General features: G+C 67.5%; 14 protein-coding genes. 6 read left to right on the top strand and 8 right to left on the bottom strand.

Annotated features, from left to right (window positions below; genetic code table 11):
* On the bottom strand, positions 1-423 hold the full coding sequence (locus tag C0J29_RS18380; protein WP_065162507.1) for an RDD family protein: 423 nt from the start codon (positions 421-423) through the stop codon (positions 1-3).
* A 228-nt stretch (positions 424-651) separates the two neighbouring features.
* Between C0J29_RS18380 and glnA the strand changes: the two genes are divergently transcribed.
* The 4 genes from glnA to C0J29_RS18400 all read left to right on the top strand — a co-directional run bounded on the left by glnA (position 652) and on the right by C0J29_RS18400 (position 7,644).
* On the top strand, positions 652-2,088 hold the full coding sequence (gene glnA / locus C0J29_RS18385; protein ID WP_065043709.1) for a type I glutamate--ammonia ligase: 1,437 nt from the start codon (positions 652-654) through the stop codon (positions 2,086-2,088).
* Positions 2,089-2,255: 167 nt separating this feature from the next.
* Positions 2,256-4,934, top strand: coding sequence for an ATP-binding protein (locus C0J29_RS18390; protein ID WP_242460468.1), 2,679 nt, complete (start codon positions 2,256-2,258; stop codon positions 4,932-4,934).
* A 121-nt stretch (positions 4,935-5,055) separates the two neighbouring features.
* Positions 5,056-6,651: a protein kinase family protein gene (locus tag C0J29_RS18395; protein WP_162951503.1), complete on the top strand. Its 1,596-nt coding sequence runs from the start codon at positions 5,056-5,058 to the stop codon at positions 6,649-6,651.
* Positions 6,652-6,708: 57 nt separating this feature from the next.
* Positions 6,709-7,644, top strand: coding sequence for an alpha/beta hydrolase (locus tag C0J29_RS18400; RefSeq protein ID WP_120793151.1), 936 nt, complete (start codon positions 6,709-6,711; stop codon positions 7,642-7,644).
* Here C0J29_RS18400 and C0J29_RS18405 read toward each other — a convergent pair.
* Complete coding sequence (locus C0J29_RS18405; protein WP_120794813.1) at positions 7,631-7,888, bottom strand: hypothetical protein; 258 nt, start codon at positions 7,886-7,888, stop codon at positions 7,631-7,633. The two genes, C0J29_RS18400 and C0J29_RS18405, sit on opposite strands and share 14 nt — an antisense overlap.
* Before the next feature lie 172 nt (positions 7,889-8,060).
* On the opposite strand from C0J29_RS18405, the gene C0J29_RS18410 reads away from it, so the two are divergent.
* Positions 8,061-8,552, top strand: a complete 492-nt coding sequence (locus tag C0J29_RS18410; RefSeq protein WP_065043706.1) for a DUF2231 domain-containing protein — start codon at positions 8,061-8,063, stop codon at positions 8,550-8,552.
* Here the strand turns inward: C0J29_RS18410 and pdxR are convergent.
* The gene (gene pdxR, locus C0J29_RS18415) at positions 8,539-9,924 is read right to left on the bottom strand and encodes a MocR-like pyridoxine biosynthesis transcription factor PdxR (protein WP_120793152.1); all 1,386 of its coding nucleotides are present in this window, start codon (positions 9,922-9,924) and stop codon (positions 8,539-8,541) included. The genes C0J29_RS18410 and pdxR overlap by 14 nt on opposite strands.
* 80 nt (positions 9,925-10,004) lie before the next feature.
* Between pdxR and C0J29_RS18420 the strand changes: the two genes are divergently transcribed.
* Positions 10,005-10,901: a class I SAM-dependent methyltransferase gene (locus tag C0J29_RS18420; RefSeq protein ID WP_120793153.1), complete on the top strand. Its 897-nt coding sequence runs from the start codon at positions 10,005-10,007 to the stop codon at positions 10,899-10,901.
* Positions 10,902-10,903: 2 nt separating this feature from the next.
* Here C0J29_RS18420 and C0J29_RS18425 read toward each other — a convergent pair whose 3' ends face one another.
* From C0J29_RS18425 to C0J29_RS18445, 5 genes are all read right to left on the bottom strand, one after another.
* Positions 10,904-11,125: a hypothetical protein gene (locus C0J29_RS18425; protein WP_120793154.1), complete on the bottom strand. Its 222-nt coding sequence runs from the start codon at positions 11,123-11,125 to the stop codon at positions 10,904-10,906.
* A 22-nt stretch (positions 11,126-11,147) separates the two neighbouring features.
* Positions 11,148-12,008 (bottom strand): TIGR03619 family F420-dependent LLM class oxidoreductase, encoded by an 861-nt coding sequence (locus C0J29_RS18430; protein WP_120793155.1) that lies wholly within the window; start codon positions 12,006-12,008, stop codon positions 11,148-11,150.
* Positions 12,005-12,655, bottom strand: a complete 651-nt coding sequence (locus C0J29_RS18435; RefSeq protein WP_120793156.1) for a PaaI family thioesterase — start codon at positions 12,653-12,655, stop codon at positions 12,005-12,007. Before C0J29_RS18435 ends, C0J29_RS18430 begins: the two co-directional genes overlap by 4 nt.
* Positions 12,652-15,633 (bottom strand): bifunctional [glutamine synthetase] adenylyltransferase/[glutamine synthetase]-adenylyl-L-tyrosine phosphorylase, encoded by a 2,982-nt coding sequence (locus C0J29_RS18440; protein WP_120793157.1) that lies wholly within the window; start codon positions 15,631-15,633, stop codon positions 12,652-12,654. The genes C0J29_RS18435 and C0J29_RS18440 overlap by 4 nt, the downstream gene beginning before the upstream one ends.
* Positions 15,634-15,731: 98 nt before the next feature.
* Positions 15,732-17,072: a glutamine synthetase family protein gene (locus C0J29_RS18445; RefSeq protein WP_065043699.1), complete on the bottom strand. Its 1,341-nt coding sequence runs from the start codon at positions 17,070-17,072 to the stop codon at positions 15,732-15,734.
* Positions 17,073-17,111: the final 39 nt, after the last annotated feature.

Consider the following 17,111-nt stretch of genomic DNA (forward strand, 5'->3'; position numbering starts at 1 on the left):
TCAGCGGCGGAGCACCGCGGTCCTGGTCAGCCGATCCTGCAGGCCTCGCCCGTCCGAATCGGTGAACAGCGGCGGGATCACCAGGAAGATCAGCAAGCCGCGCGCCAGGGTGCGGCCGATGCCGATCGGCAGCCGGCCGTCCACCGCCGCCACCTGCAACCGCAGCGCCAGTTGCCCCGGCGAGAATCCGAACAGTCGCACCGACACCGCGCCGATCACCAGCCACACCACGGCCTGGACCGTCGACAACAACGTGTCGGAGATCGCGCCGAATGTCAGCGCCAGCAGCGCCAGCCCGCCCGCGATGAGCCAGTCGATCAGCAACGCCGCCAGGCGGCGGCCCATCGGTGCCACCGAACGCGGGCCGGTGCGCGGCAGGCCCAGCGTTTCGCCCGGGTAACCGGCAGGTGATTGCTGTGTCATCGACGGCATCCGCTGATCTGCTGCACCCGCCGTCGGTACAGCCCATTCAGCATCGGCGGCGGACCAGTTACGATCTTGCGGGCCATGGCTTCACAATAGGGCCCGGCGGTCACCCGGGTGCTGTTGCGGCCGCTGTGGTACGTAACCTCTGCGCAACACGGGGTTGACTGACGGGCAACAACTGCTCCCTAGCGTCGGCCGCGAATCACCAAGTAAAGGAGCTTTCACGTGACGGATAAGACGCCCGACGACGTCTTCAAACTTGCCAAAGACGAAAACGTCGAGTTTGTCGACGTCCGTTTCTGCGACCTGCCCGGCATCATGCAGCACTTCACCATCCCGATCTCGTTCTTCGACGAGAGCGTGTTCGAGGACGGCCTGGCGTTCGACGGTTCGTCGATCCGCGGTTTCCAGTCGATCCACGAATCCGACATGCTGCTGCTGCCGGACCCGGAGACCGCCCAGGTCGACCTGTTCACCCAGGCCAAGACGCTGAACCTGAACTTCTTCGTGCACGACCCGTTCACCCTCGAGCCCTACTCCCGCGACCCGCGCAACGTCGCCCGCAAGGCCGAGAACTACCTGATCAGCACCGGCATCGCCGACACCGCGTACTTCGGCGCCGAGGCCGAGTTCTACATCTTCGACTCGGTGAGCTTCGACTCGCGCACCAACGGCTCGTTCTACGAGGTGGACGCCATCTCGGGTTGGTGGAACACGGGTGCAGCCACCGAGGCCGACGGCAGCCCCAACCGCGGGTACAAGGTGCGCCCCAAGGGTGGCTACTTCCCGGTGGCGCCCGTCGACCACTACGTCGACCTGCGCAGCAAGATGCTGCAGAACCTGATCGCGGCCGGTTTCAGCCTGGAGAAGGGCCACCACGAGGTGGGCACCGGTGGGCAGGCCGAGATCAACTACAAGTTCAACACGCTGCTGCACGCCGCCGACGACATGCAGCTGTACAAGTACATCGTCAAGAACACCGCGTGGGCCAACGGCAAGACCGTCACCTTCATGCCCAAGCCACTGTTCGGTGACAACGGATCCGGCATGCACACCCACCAGTCGCTGTGGAAGGACGGCAGCCCGCTGATGTACGACGAGACCGGGTACGCCGGCCTGTCGGACACCGCCCGCCACTACATCGGTGGCCTGCTGCACCACGCGCCGTCACTGCTGGCGTTCACCAACCCCACGGTGAACTCCTACAAGCGGCTGGTGCCGGGCTACGAGGCCCCGATCAACCTGGTGTACAGCCAGCGCAACCGTTCGGCGTGTGTGCGTATCCCGATCACCGGCAGCAACCCCAAGGCCAAGCGCCTGGAGTTCCGCTGCCCCGACTCCTCGGGTAACCCGTACCTGGCGTTCTCCGCGATGTTGATGGCCGGCCTGGACGGCATCAAGAACAAGATCGAGCCGCAGGCACCGGTCGACAAGGACCTCTACGAGCTCCCGCCGGAGGAGGCTGCCAACATCCCGCAGGCTCCGACCCAGCTGTCGGCGGTTATCGACCGGCTCGAGGACGACCACGAATACCTCACCGAGGGCGGCGTGTTCACCCCGGACCTGATCGAGACGTGGATCAACTTCAAGCGGGAGAACGAGATCCTGCCGGTCCAGATCCGGCCGACCCCGTACGAGTTCGCGCTGTACTACGACGTTTAAGGACGTTTAAGCAGACGTCTGAAGCAAACGTCTGCGGTAGGGCCTGACTAGACCGAGCCACCCGCGCCGCGATCGCATCTGCGATTGCCGCGCGGGTGGTTTCGTCTTGGGCGAACCGGCCGGCCCGCATCGTGGTGCGAGCGCCTCGGTTGTGAGATTCTGCCGGTGTGTCAGCTGCGCCGGCGGCTGCTCCTTCGGGGGTGGTGACCTTCCTGTTCACCGATGTGGAGGGATCCACACGTCGGTGGGAGGCGGACGCCGATGCGATGCGGGCAGCTCTGGCCGCTCACGACCGGGTGCTGCGCCAAGCGATCGAGGCGCACGGCGGATTTCTGTTCAAGCACACCGGTGACGGCATATGTGCGGCATTCGCCTCGCCCCGCGCGGCGGTGGACGCTGCGGTCGCGGCACAACACAAGCTGGAGTTGCCGGTGCGCATGGGGTTGGCGACCGGCGAAGCCGAACTGCGGGAAGCCGACTACTTCGGGGCCGTGCTCAATCGTGCGGCGCGGGTGATGGCGGCCGGGCATGGCGGCCAGATATTGCTGGCCGAGTCGACGGCGGGTCTGCTCAGCGGCGTCGATCTGATGGATCTGGGGCCACGCAGGTTGCGGGACATTCCAGTGCCGATCGGCCTGTTCCAGATCCGGGCCGCGGGTTTGCGCACGCAGTTTCCGCCGCTGCGGGCCCTGGATACCAGTCCGGGGAACCTGCGGCCGGCGGGCACCAGCTTGGTCGGGCGCGATGCCGAGGTCGCCGCCGTCGGAGCGGCGGTCAAGACGCACCGGGTGGTGACCCTGACCGGCGTGGGCGGAGTCGGCAAGACTCGGCTGGCCGTGGAGGTCGCGACGCGCCTGGCAGAGGTGTTCCCGGACGGGGTGTGGCTGTTCGAGCTGGCCGCGGTCACCGATCCGGTGGCGGTGCCCGACGCGGTGGCGGCGGTGCTCGGCATCAGTCAGCAACGCGGCAAGACCGTCACCGAATCCGTGGCAGCCGCGCTGGAGGGCCGGGTCCGGCTGCTGGTGTTCGACAACTGCGAGCACGTTCTCGACGCCGCCGCCGACCTGATCGAAGCCGTACTCGGACAGTCGGCGACCGTACGCATCCTCGCCACCAGCCGCGAAGGACTCGGAGTCCCCGACGAGCAGGTGTGTCCGGTGCGGCCGCTGGATGCGGCCGCGGGACCCGGCTCTGCGGCAGTGACCCTGTTCGTCGAACGCGCCCGCGGTATCGCGTCGGGCTTTTCGATATCCGACGGCCGTGAGGCCGCCGCAGTCACCGAGATCTGTCAGCGCCTCGATGGGATTCCCTTGGCCATCGAACTCGCGGCTTCCCGGATGGCGTCCATGACCGCAGGCGAGGTGCGTGACCGTCTCGACCACCGCTTCCGGCTGCTGGTCGGCTCCCGACGCGGCCTGGAACGCCACCACACACTGCGCCATGCCGTGGCGTGGTCGTACGACCTCCTCGACGACACCGAAAGAGCTGTGCTGAACCGCTGTTCGGTGTTCGCGGGCGGCTTCGACCTGCCCAGCGCCTGCACCATTGCCGGATCAGCTGACCTCGACGAGTACCGCATGCTCGAGATACTCGATGCTCTGGTGCGCAAGTCGCTGCTCGTCGCCGACCAATCCGCTTCTCGCACACGCTTTTCGATGCTGGAGACGATCCGTCAGTTCGCCGAGGAGCAACTCGTCGCCACCGGTGCGAGTGTCGCGATCGCCGCAGCACATTGCCGATATTTCGCCGCGCGGGAAGCCGACGTCATGGCGGTGTGGGACAGCCCGCGGCAGCGGGAAGCGTACGAATGGCTCAGCGTCGAGCTGGCCAATCTGCGTACCGCGTTTCGGTGGGCCGCCGACCACGACGACCTGGACGCGGCGGCACCCATCGCTGCGCTGGCGGCGTTGCTCGGCCCGTTCCTCGAGAACTACGAACCAATCACCTGGGCCGAAGAGTTGATGGAACCCCTTCGCGCCGTAGATCATTCGCGGCTCGCCGCCGTATCGGTCGGGGCATCCCTGTGCTGTCTGGTCGGACGCTTCGATCAGGCCGTGCTCTACAGCCAGATCGGCCGGCCAGTCATCGCCGCTGCCCGCGATAAGGTGGCGTACTTCGGCGAGGCCTGGCTCGGCAGTGCGTATCTGTTCGTCGGCCAACCCGCGCGTTATGTCGATTTGTGTCGCGACCAGTTGAGGCGCACCGGCGAGACCAACGCCATGGCAAAAGCGAACCTCACGTTCGCATTAGCCGTTTCGGGTTCGAGTGACGAGGCGATCGTCGCCGCCAATACCCTTCTGGACGGCGCCGAAGCGATCAGCAATCCATGGGTGCTGTCGTTCACATTGTTCGCGTGTGGGTACACCCTCCGCGAAACCGATCCGGACCGCGCGCTGGCTGCGATGCGGCGCGGCGTGCGCATCGCGCAAGACAGCGGCAACCGCTTCTTCGAAACCCAATTCGGGTACTGGCTGTGTGGACTCGAAGCCGAGCAAGGGGACCCCGTGACGACGTTGGCGCACCTGGCGGCGGCCGTCCGTAAAAACCATGAGTCGGGCAACATCGCGATGCTGCCTAACGCACTGGCGACTCTCGCCTTCGTGCTCGACCGCCTCGGGCGCTATCAACCAGCCACTACCGTCGCCGGGTTCGCAGCGGTTTACCCCATGGCCGCAGTGACCTTGCCCGAGATCGAAGCGTTGATGACGCACCTGCGTGAGGCCCTCGGGGACCAGACCTACGAACTGCTGTCCCAGCAAGGCCGAGAAATGACCACTACCGCCATGGTGACGTTCGCCGCTGACCAAATCGACCAGGCCCGAGCAGAACTCGAACACTCCGGCTGAGCTGCACCATGCCGCGGGTTTGAGTGGCCCCCGGCGCGGCTATTTGATTGACGACCAGTGTCAGCATCCGGTCGCGTCTGTGCCGATGCGGTCGGTGCCCTGCGGGGAGCGAGACGAAGTGATGACCGCCAGCCAACCCATCGCGGCAGACGTCGCGACGGCACACATTCCCTATCTGTGGACCGAACCGCGTTCACCCAGCGGCGCAAAGAATCCGCTCGTCGCCGGTGCCACGATCGCCAGCGGCCGCATTCGGCTCCTGCTGTTCTACGGCGAGTCAGCGCATCTGCAATTCTGGCAGGCCGCCGACACCATGACCGGACAACATCTGGCCATCACCGTCGTCGACCCGGAGAACGAGCTGCCCAAGGCGACCGTCGACGGGATCCTTTCCCGCACAGCGCGGCTGCGGGGCATCGAGTCGCCGTCGGTGGCGACGGTGATCGACGTGGGCCGCGACTACTGCGGCGGCGTGGTGGTGTCCGATTGGATTCGGGGCGCCACGTTGAAGGAGGTCGCGAATACCAGCCCATCCCCCATCGGGGTCGCGGACGCGGTGCTGTCGCTGGCCGAGGCCACCGAAGCGGGCCACCGGGCCGGGGTGACGCTGTCAATCGACCATCCCGCCCGGATTCGGGTGAGCGTCGACGGGCGCGCCGCGCTGGCATTTCCCGCGACCATGCCGAACGCGGGGCCACGAGATGATCTCCGGGGTATCGGAGCGGTCATGTATGCATTGCTGCTCAACCGCTGGCCGTTCGAAAGCGAAGCGGTACGCAAGGATTGGCAGCCCACCGCGATCGATTCGCAAGGCCGCATCCAAGAACCCGCGGTGGTCAGTCCGCGGATTCCGTTCCTGGTGTCATCGACAGCCGCAGCCCTGGTTCGCGATGGTGAAAACATTCGCAGCGCCAAGACCATCACGACCTTGCTGCGCGAGGCCAGCGCCGAGGCAAAGAACTCGGCTGATCCCAACACGACTCGCGAACTGCCGGCCCTTCCGGCCCCTGGCCACTACGCCGCCTTTCGCAATTTCGGGCCGGCCGAGCGGGCCGAATACGCCCGCCGCCAACTCGTCAAGACATGCCTGGGAACCGCGGCGGCCGTGGCCCTGGTCCTGCTCATCTCATTCGCCACCACCATCAGCCACGTGGTTGGCACCTTCGATACCAAGGTCGCGATGAACGGTGACAAACTCGGACTTCAGCCGACCGCGCCGTCACCTTCAGCGAGCCCCTCGCTGGTAGCCGCCAATCCCGCAACCGTCAAGGTGCTCAAAGCCGCGGTGTTCTCGCCCGGCGGCGCGCCGGACAACCCGGGCGCGGCCGCACTGGCGATCGACGGTGACCCCGGCACCGTCTGGTCGACCGATACCTACTTCGATCCCCAACCATTTCCGAAGTTCAAGGACGGTGTGGGACTCCTGTTGCAGCTCGCCGAGCCGACGTCGCTCAGCGCCGTCGCTGTGGACCTGAACAGCTCCGGCACCGTGGTACAGATCCGGGCATCAGCGAGCGCGACCCCGGCGAAACTCAGCGACACCACTGAACTCAGCCCGCCGGCCGCTTTGTCACCCGGCCACCATGTCATACCCGTAACATCCTCCGCGCCAACAACTTTCGCGTTGTTCTGGATCAGCACGCTGGGCTCCACCGGGGGTAAAAGTCGTTCCGACATCTCCGAGTTGACGCTGCAGAGCGCAGTACAGTTCAGGTAGCGGCGACGGCGACCATCAGGCCGTCGCAGCCCAATCCTGGCTGGAACGGACCTGCGGATGCCTGAGGACGTCTTCTTCGAATCCGGTGGTGTGCGCTGCGCGGCTGACTTCTATCACCCGGACAGCGATGACGACCTGGTGCCGTGCGTGGTGATGGGACACGGTGGTAGCGGGACCAAGCGCCTGGGACTGCCGAAGTACGCCGAACGGTTCGCCGCCGCCGGCCTGGCGGTTCTGGCGTTCGACTACCGCGGTTTCGGCGCCAGTGCGGGCAAACCCCGGCAGGTGATCAGCTGCGCACGGCAACACGATGACTATCGGGCGGCGCTCCGCTATGTGCGGAGCCGTCGCGGCATCGACCCACAGCGGATCGCCTTGTGGGGCACCTCGCTCAGCGGTGGACACGTCCTGGCGGTGGCCGCTGACGATCCGGCCGTCGCTGCCGTGGTAGCGCAGGTGCCCCTTATCGACGGCTGGCATCGCGGCCGCGGGTTACGCGAACGGCTCCACTGGGACATAGCCTGGCGCACTGCACAATTCACCGTAGCGGCACTGCGTGACGCGGTTAACGAGCGGGCCGGACGGGCGCCCTACCTGGTGCCGGTGGTCGCCGAACCCGGCCGTATCGCGGTGTTCACCGAGCCGGACGCCAAAGCGGCGTTCGAGGCACTCGGCGGCGAATCCGTCGGCTGGCGAAACGCTTTGGCCCCGCGGATGATCTTCGACCTGCCCCACTACCGCAACGGCACCGCCGAAGCCCTGCACATGCCGGTCCTGATGTGTCTCGCCGACCGGGACTTGCAGGCGTCGGCCCTCTTCGCTGCCAAAGTGGCGGCGCGCATGCCGAACGTAGAGATCCATCACTACCCGGTCGGGCACTTCGACGTCTACCTCGGGTCTCGGTTCGACGAAATCGCTTCCACGCAAGCCGAATTCCTGCGCCGGAAGCTGCTGACCAACAGCGCCGCCGGATCAGGAGCTAACGGGTCCTAGCCAGCTCGTCGGCCTGTTCCGACAGCGCATCCTCCGCCGTCGCCAACCAACCGGCGTATCCCAGGGCAGCACCGATGGTGGTGTAGACCGCGGCCTCGGTCCACATGTAGCCGACGCCCCACCTTCGTCCGAGGAAAGTCGGCTCGTTGACGACGCCGAGCGAGGTTGCCACGGCGTACCCCGCGTGCGCCCAGCCCAATGCCCCGAAGAAGCCCGATAAGAATTTGCACACTTCACGATTCATGGCCAGTCCTCTCGCCATCCTCCCGCCACAATGTTCTTGCCGGCAGATCAATCGTCCGCGGCGGTGGAAGGCTCGCCAAGAGTCCTAAGTCACGCACTCGACCCCGCACAGGTTTTGCACAGCGGCGGCTGACAGGATCGAGAGGCAGCCACACCCTAGCGGCAGGAGTCTCATGACCGTCTTCAGCGGGTTGCCGACGCACGTCCTTTTCGTGCACTTTCTGGTCGTTCTGGTGCCCCTGACCGCGGTGCTGGAAATCATCTGCGCCCTGTGGCCCGCCGTGCGCCGCGGGCAGATCGTCTGGCTGACGCTGGCGCTGGCGACGGTCACCATGGTGTTGACGCCGATCACCGTCGAGGCCGGCGAGTGGCTCTACGATCTGCGCCGCAAACCCGACCCGATCCTGCAACAGCACGCGGAGCGGGGCGGCTGGATGACCTACCTCGCGGTGGCCCTGTTGGTCGTGGCGATCGCGCTGGCCGTCCTGCACGTCGTCGAACGTCGATCCGAGCAGCCGCGGCAGCCCGCGAAAATTGCGGTCGCCGTGCTGGCGGTGGTGGTGGGTGTTGCGTCGATGATCCAGATCTACCGCGTCGGTGACACCGGCGCGCGGTCGGTGTGGGGCAATGAAATAGCGCACCTGCGGCAGGTCACGAACAAGTGAGTTCGCGCAGCAGCTGACCGAGATGCTCGAGCGCGCCGGCGTATTCATGTTCGGCCGGCGTTCCATAACCCACGACGATTCCTGCGATACGCCGACCGGTGCCGTGCCAGAACGGTGCCAGACCCGTCAGCGCGACGTTGCGGTCGCGCGCCAGATTCAAGACATCAGCCTCGCTCCGATCCTCAGGAAGCGAGACCACGGCGTGCAGCCCGGCGGAGATCCCCTGGACCGTCACCTGCGGCGCGTAGCGATCCAGCCTGTCCACCAGCGCGTCGCGGCGGTGGCGGTAGCGGCGCCGCATGCGCCGTACGTGCCGGTCCAGGGCGCCCGACTCGATCAGTTCCGCGAACGCCAACTGCGCCAACACGTCGGTGCCCCGGTCGGCCCGCCGTTTGGCTTCGACCACCTTGTCGACCAGCTCGGTTGGCAACGCCAGCCAGCCGAGCCGCAGACCCGGCGCCAGGCTTTTGCTGGCGCTCCCGGCGTAGACGACCTGATCGGGCGCCAGCCCCTGCAGCGCCCCGACGGGATGGCGGTCGTAGCGGAACTCCCCGTCGTAGTCGTCTTCGATCAGATATGCACCGTGAACGGCTGCCATCCGGGTGAATTCGGTGCGCCGCTGGGCATCCAGCGTCATGCCGAGCGGAGCCTGGTGTGCCGGCGTGAGGACCGCCGCGGCCGCCTTTGCCGGCCATCCGTCCGGCCAGGTGTCCGGCCGGGCACCGCCGGCGTCGACGTCCAAGGCACGGACTCTGAGTCCGGCGGCTTCGACGATCGCCCGGTGGTCGGGAAGGCACGGATCCTCCAGGGCTACCGAGCCGCCCGAACCGTCGGCCAGCGCATCGCACACCAGCCGCAAACCTTGGGTGAAACCGCTGCAGATCACGATGTGCTCACTGTCCGTGAGCACGCCGCGCACCCGGCCCAGATAATCGGCGAGCACCGCACGCAGGCGCGGCGACCCGCGCGGATCGCCGGGTCCGAGTTCGGTGTGGGGGGTGACCTGCAGAGCCCGCCGCAGTGCACGCAGCCATTCCTGGCGGGGGAACATGCTCAGGTCCGGACGGCCGAGTCGGAAGTCCGCCACGACGTGTGGCGCGGCACGTTGGGCGCTGACCCGGGCCGGCGCCAAGGTGCCCTGCGCCACCTCGGTCGCCGCGCCCGGCCGGGTACGCAGATATCCCTCGGCCGCCAGCTGCGAGTAGACCTCCACAACGGTGCCTCGGGCCAGGTGGCATTGCGCAGCCAACGCCCGCGACGACGGCAACCACTGCCCGGGAGCCAAGCGCCCATCCCGGATAGCTTGCCGCAGAGCGCTTTCCAGGGCCGCTCGGCGTCCCCGCCCGGGCGGGAGCTCCAGGTGCAGATCCAATCCGCCAGGCTCACTGGTACATGAAATTGCCATCGAATTGGACCTTATCCATGAACTGATTTCTTCGTAAAGTCGGAAAAATGACGGCTCTCACCGCAACACACCGGCGTCTTGATCGCACCGCGAGTCTCACGGCGCAGGTCAACGCCGCGCAGCGCGCCGCGGAATCCATGCGCCCGCCCAACCGGCGACTCATCGACGACCCGCAGTCCCGCCACTTCGTCGAGCACCCGGCGCTGCGGGCCGTCCTGTCGCACCCGTGGCCGGCCGACGCAGCGCTGCGGGTATTCGATCGGGTGTGGGGTGGGTTGCACGCTCACATCGCGCTGCGGGTCCGTTACGCGGACGACGCCTGCGCTGCGGCCATCAGTGCGGGCATCGACCAGCTGGTGCTGCTGGGCGCGGGTTTCGACACCTCCAGCCTGCGGATCCCCGATGCGACGGTGACGGTGTTCGAGGTGGATGCGCCCGCTACCCAGGCACACAAACGCCCGGTCGTCGAGCGGCTGGCGCGGGACTCCCAAACAGTCTGGGTGGCATGCGATTTCGAGCGCGACAGCTTGCACGAGCGGCTAACCGGGGCGGGTTTCGACCCCGCCCGGCCCAGCCTGATCGTCTGGCTCGGCGTCAGCATGTATCTCACCCGCGGCGCTATCGACGCGACCTTGTCCGACCTCGCGCAGCTCTGCGCGCCGGGCAGCCGCCTGGTGGTCGACTACATCCGCGACGGCGTCGTGGCGGGCCACACACCATGGCCGGGCGCCAACCGCATCACCCGGCTGGTGGCCCGGCGCGGCGAGCCCTACCGCAGTGACTTCACCGACCGGGGCCTCGACGCCGTCCTCGACGCCCATGGTTTCCGGCCGGCCGAACACCTCGGAGTCGCCGCACTGCTGGGGCGCTACGACCCGACGAACACCAGCCGGCTGGCCGCCGATGACTGGCTGGCCATCGCGACCGCATACCGGCGGCAGTGACGTCAGAACTTGGGCCGGTGCGCGATGATCCCGCGCGACATCCGCACCGGCGTCCCGTCCACCACCTCGACGACCTCCAGCCAGGCTGCCGGGGCCACGAAGTGCCGGCTGATATCTTCACGCTTCATCGAAATGATCAGGACGCCTGCGTCTGTCACCTCCAAGGCGTCGAACGCGCCGTAATCGCGCGCCTCTCCGTTGGCGAAAACGACCGTGAAAGCCATGCTGGGAGTATCGCGTGCGGCCTCAGCCGTCGAGCGCGAGGTCCTTGCGAAAGCGCCGCAGCCCGTCGATCTTCTCGGCCAGGGTTGCCTCCGGGCCGGCGTAGAACATCCACGGCATGGTGATGATGCCGGTGATGCCCGCCTCCTCGGCGCGCCGGTAGTGCTCGACGGTGAACGCGTCGGTCAACGGGGTCAGGATGGTGAAACCGTCCATGGACAAACCGTTTTCGGCGCGCAGCTGGCGCAGCTTGTCCACCGCCTCGATCGCGCGTTCGGTGTTGATCAGGTCCCCGATCCACCCGTCGTAGCGGGCCGCGCGGCGCAATGCGATGTCACTGAGCCCGCCGACGTACACCGGAATCGGGGGCGGCGTCGGCTGCATCTCCAGGCGCGGCGCGTGGTAGAAGGTGCCGTCGAATTCCGTCCAGCCCGGCGACCACAGCTCCCGCATCAGGTCGATCATTTCCTCGGTGCGCTTGCCGCGCGCCGAGAACTGCTCCCCCATCAACTCGAACTCCTCGCGGCACCAGCCGACGCCGATTCCGAGTTCGATCCGCCCCGACGCCAGAAGTGCTGCGGTCCCAATGGCTTTGGCCGCTGAGTACGGGTTGCGCATGGCCGGGATGTAGACCGTGGTGACGAACTTCAGCCGCGTCGTGACCTGGGCGAGGGCACCGACCAGAACCCACGGGTCGGGCCAGTCGGTGAACGGCTGCCATCGACGCGACCCGTCCTTGGTGTACGGGTATGGCGTCTGCAGCGTCTCCAGGTTCACCACGTGGTCGGGGATCCCGAGGCCGTCGTAGCCGAGTTCGTCTGCGGCTTTGGCGATCTCAATGATGTCGGGGGTGTTCAGAAAGGCGCTGCTGACGTAGAACTTCACTGCCCGTTCCCACCCTCGCGCGCCCAGGCCGGTTCGATGAACACCCCTTCGGATTCCACCGTGATCCCCTCGGCATCCGAAATGAACCCGCGCGCAAACACTTTGACGCCCTCCCTGCGGTCTATCCAGGCTTCGGAGCGCAGCGGTCCGAGCGGAGTGCCGCGCAGGTACTTCACCGAGATCGTTCCGGTGAACCGCGCCTTGGACAGCCCCTCGCTGGCCGCCTCGCCGAGCATGTGGTCCAGCACCAGCGCACTGACGCCGCCGTGCACCAGCTTCGGAGGGCCCTCGTAGGCCGTGCCAAGCACGAAGTCGGCCCAGCACCGCCCGCCGTCGTGGTGCACGACCAGCGGCGGGGCGATCGGATTGCACGCGCCCACGACGGCGTTGCCCAGTGGCAGCGGACGGCCGTCGACGCGGTAGCTCACGCCGACGGGTCGGCTGCGTTGCCGCAGCGACTCGGTGACGCGTTCGATCGCGGCTCGTGCCTGTGCGACGGTGTCGTCGTCGACCTCGGTGCGGACCGTCGCGTCGATGAGATCGCGGACGGCGTCGGCCAGCGGCGCGTACAGGGCGGTCACCCGGTCGGCTTCGGGCGCGCTCAACACCTCGAACAGGGCGCCCAGCGCGCCGGCATCCTGGGTCAACTTCCGAACACCTTGCGCACCACAGCTTTTGCCCGCCTTGTCACCCGTAGATAGTTGTCCAGGAATTCCCCACCGTCGTCGTTGTGCCAGCCCGCCGCGACCGCGACCGCGTTGAGTTGACGCCCCGGCCCCGGCAGCTGATCGGTCGGCTTTCCGCGGACCAGCACCAGGGCATTGCGGGCGCGGGTCGCCGTCAGCCACGCCTGACGCAGCAGGTCGACCTCTTCCTGGTCGGCCAGGCCGTATTCGGCGATGACATCCAGGGATTGCAGCGTCGAGGTGTTGTGCAGGGCCTGGATCTCGTGCGCGTGCCGCAGCTGCAGCAACTGCACCGTCCACTCGATGTCGGCCAGTCCCCCGCGGCCGAGCTTGGTGTGGGTGTTGGGGTCGGCGCCGCGCGGCAGCCGCTCGGACTCGATGCGCGCCTTGATGCGGCGGATCTCGTGGACGGCTTCGGCCGAGACGCCGTCGGGCGGGTAGCGCGTCTTGTCGACCATCAGCAGGAACCGCTGACCCAGTTCAAGGTCACCGGCCACCGCGTGCGCGCGCAGCAGCGCCTGAATCTCCCACGGCTGTGCCCACTGCGCGTAGTACGCCTCGTAAGAGGCCAGGGTGCGGACCAGCGGACCGTTGCGCCCCTCAGGGCGCAGATTGGCGTCGACCTCCAGCGGCGGATCCACGCTGGGCTGTCCCAGCTGTTTGCGGACCTGCTCGGCGATGGTGTTGGCCCACTTCACCGCCTGGGCGTCGGTGGCGCCGTTGGCGGTCTCGCAGACGTACATCACGTCCGCATCCGAGCCGTAACCCAGCTCGGCACCGCCGAGGCGGCCCATCCCGATCACCGCGATCACCGCCGGAGCGCGGCCGTCCTCGGGAAGATTGGCCCGGATCGTCGCGTCCAGCGCGGCCTGCAGCACGGCCACCCAGATCGAGGTGAGCGCCGCGCACACGTCGGTCACTTCGAGCATGCCCAGCAGGTCAGCGGATCCGACGCGGGCCAGCTCGCGTCGGCGCAGGGTACGGGCCGCAGCGATGGCCCGGGCGGGTTCGGCGTGGCGGCCGGCCGAAGCAACCAACGCCCGCGCGACCGCAGTCGGTTCGGCCTCCAGGAGCATGGGCCCGCTCGGGCGGTCACCGTAGTTCTGGATGACTTCGGGTGCGCGCAGCAGCAGGTCCGGCACATAGGCCGAGGTGCCCAGCACGTGCATGAGGCGCTTGCCCACGGTGGGCTTGTCGCGCAGCGTCGCCAGATACCAGCTCTGCGAGGACAGCGCCTCACTGAGGCGGCGGTATGCCAGCAAGCCGGTGTCCGGGTCGGGGGCGTAGGACAGCCAGTCCAGCAACCGCGGCAGCAACACCGACTGAACCCGACCGCGCCGGCCGCTCAGATTCACCAGCGCCGCCATATGCTTCAGCGCCGTCTGCGGACCCTCGTAACCCAGCGCCGCCAGCTGACGTTCGGCGGCCTCGGCCGTCATGCGACCGCCGACGATCTCCAGCCCGGCGTGGCCGACCGACTCCAGCAGCGGCTGGTAGAACAGCTTGGCGTGCAATCGGGATACCCGGACGTTCTGGTGCTTGAGCTCCTCGCGCAACACACCGGCGGCGTCGTGGCGGCCGTCGGGCCGGATGTGCGCGGCGCGCGCCAGCCAGCGCACCGCCTCCTCGTCGTCGGGCTCAGGCAGCAGGTGGGTGCGCTTGAGGCGCTGCAGCTGCAGTCGGTGTTCGAGCAGACGCAGGAACTCGTAGGAGGCGATCATGTTCGCCGCGTCCTCGCGCCCGATGTAACCGCCCTCGCCCAACGCGGCCAGCGCGTCGACCGTGGACGCGACATGCAGTGACTCGTCCCCGCGCCCGTGCACCAGCTGCAGCAGCTGGGCGGCGAACTCCACATCGCGCAGCCCGCCGCTGCCGAGTTTGAGCTCGCGGCCGCGGATGTCGGCGGGCACCAGCTGCTCCACCCGCCGCCGCATCGCCTGCACCTCGGGGACGAAATCCTCGCGCTCGCACGCCGTCCACACCATCGGCGTCAGGGCCTCGAGGTAGCGCCGGCCCAGTTCGGCGTCGCCGACGGCGGCGCGCGCCTTCATCAGCGCCTGGAACTCCCACGTTTTCGCCCAGCGCTGGTAGTAGGCGACGTGCGATTCGAGCGTGCGGACCAGTTCGCCGTGGCGGCCTTCCGGGCGCAGCGCGGCGTCCACCTCGAAGAACGCCGACGACGCCAGCCGCATCATCTCGCTGGCCACCCTGGTGGTGATCGCGTCGGCGCGCTCGCCGACGAAGATCACGTCGACGTCGCTGACGTAGTTCAGTTCGCGCGCACCACATTTGCCCATCGCGATCACGGCCAGCCGCGGCGGGGTGCGATCGCCGCACACCGACTCCTCGGCCACCCGCAAAGCCGCCGCCAGCGCGGCGTCCGCGGTGTCGGCGAGCTGGGCCGCGACCGTGACGAACGGCAGCACCGGCTCGTCCTCGACCGTCGGGGCCAGATCGAGTGCGGCCAGCACCAGCAACTGGTCGCGGTACACCGCACGCAGCTGGTGCACGATCGTGCCGGGAGCCCCCGAGCATTCCTCGACACAGCGCAGGAATGTCTGCTGCAGCTGCTCGCGGGTAGGCAGTTTGACCTTGCCCCGCAGCAACTTCCAGGAGTGGGGATTGGCGATCAGGTGATCGCCCAGCGTCAGGGAGGAGCCCAGCACGGCGAACAGCCGCCCGCGCAGGCTGCGTTCGTTGAGCAGCGCGACGTTCAGTTCGTCCCACCCGGTGTCCGGGTTCTCGGACAGCCGGACCAGCGCACGCAGGGCGGCGTCGGCATCCGGCGCGCGCGACAGCGACCAGAGCAGGTCGACGTGCGCCTGGTCGTCGTGCTGATCCCAGCCCAGCTGTGCCAGCCGGTCGCCGGCGGGGGGATCCATCAAGCCGAGCCGGCCCACGCTGGGCAACTTGGGTCGCTGCGTCGCGGGCTTGGTCATGACGTGCGCCTACGGCAACGCATCGCGAAGCGATGAGACAGAGAGGCGGCCACGATACTGACGGTAGCGCAACCGGTCCGGCGCGCTGGCCGCCCGGGCTACAGCGACAGGTAGGAGCGCAGCTCGAACGGCGTCACGTTGCTGCGGTAGTTCTCCCACTCGGTGCGCTTATTGCGCAGGAAGAAGTCAAAGACGTGCTCTCCCAACGCCTCCGCGACCAGCTCCGAAGCCTCCATGGCGCGCAGCGCGTTGTCGAGACTCGACGGCAATTCGCGGTAGCCCATGGTGCGGCGTTCCTCGGGCGTCAGGTCCCAGACGTTGTCCTCGGCCTGCGGACCCAGCACGTAGCCCTTCTCCACACCGCGCAGTCCGGCGGCCAGCAGCACCGCGAAGGTCAGATAGGGGTTGCAGGCCGAGTCAGGGCTGCGCACCTCGATCCGCCGCGAGGACGTCTTGTGCGGGGTGTACATCGGCACCCGGACCAGAGCCGAGCGGTTGGCCGCGCCCCAGGACGCGGCGGTGGGCGCCTCGCCGCCGTGGACGAGCCGCTTGTAGGAGTTCACCCACTGGTTGGTGACGGCGCTGATCTCCGACGCGTGCTCGAGGATCCCGGCGATGAAGGACTTGCCGACGTCGGACAGCTGCAACGGGTCGTCGTCACTGTGGAAGGCATTGACGTCGCCTTCGAACAGGCTCATGTGGGTGTGCATCGCCGAACCAGCGTGCTGGCCGAAGGGCTTGGGCATGAACGTCGCCCGCACACCCTCTTCCAGCGCAACCTCTTTCATGATGTACCGGAAGGTCATCACGTTGTCGGCCATCGACAGCGCGTCGGCGAACCGCAGGTCGATCTCCTGCTGTCCGGGTGCCCCCTCGTGGTGGCTGAACTCCACCGAGATGCCCATGAATTCCAGCGCCTCGATGGCGTGGCGACGGAACTTCGACGCGGACTCGTGCACCGCCTGGTCGAAGTAGCCGGCGTTGTCGATCGGAACGGGCTCGGTGCCGTCCTCGGCGCCGGGCTTGATTAGGAAGAACTCGATCTCGGGGTGCACGTAGCAGGAGAAGCCGAGGTCGTTGGCCTTCTGCAGTTGGCGCCGCAGCACGTGCCGAGGGTCTGCCCAGGACGGTGAACCGTCGGGCATGGTGATGTCGCAGAACATCCGCGCGGAGTGGTGGTGGCCGGCCCTGGTGGCCCAGGGCAGCACCTGGAAGGTCGACGGGTCAGGGTGTGCGACGGTGTCGGACTCCGAAACCCGCGCGAAGCCCTCGATGGACGACCCGTCGAAGCCGATGCCCTCCTCGAATGCGCCCTCGAGTTCAGCCGGCGCTATCGCGACGGACTTGAGGAACCCGAGCACATCCGTGAACCACAGCCGGACGAAACGGATGTCGCGCTCTTCCAGCGTGCGGAGGACGAATTCCTTCTGCCGATCCATACCCGCACACTAGGCACGCTCTGTTAAATCCGTGTTACC

The organism is Mycobacterium paragordonae, from assembly GCF_003614435.1.
GTDB classification, from domain to species: Bacteria; Actinomycetota; Actinomycetes; order Mycobacteriales; family Mycobacteriaceae; genus Mycobacterium; species Mycobacterium paragordonae.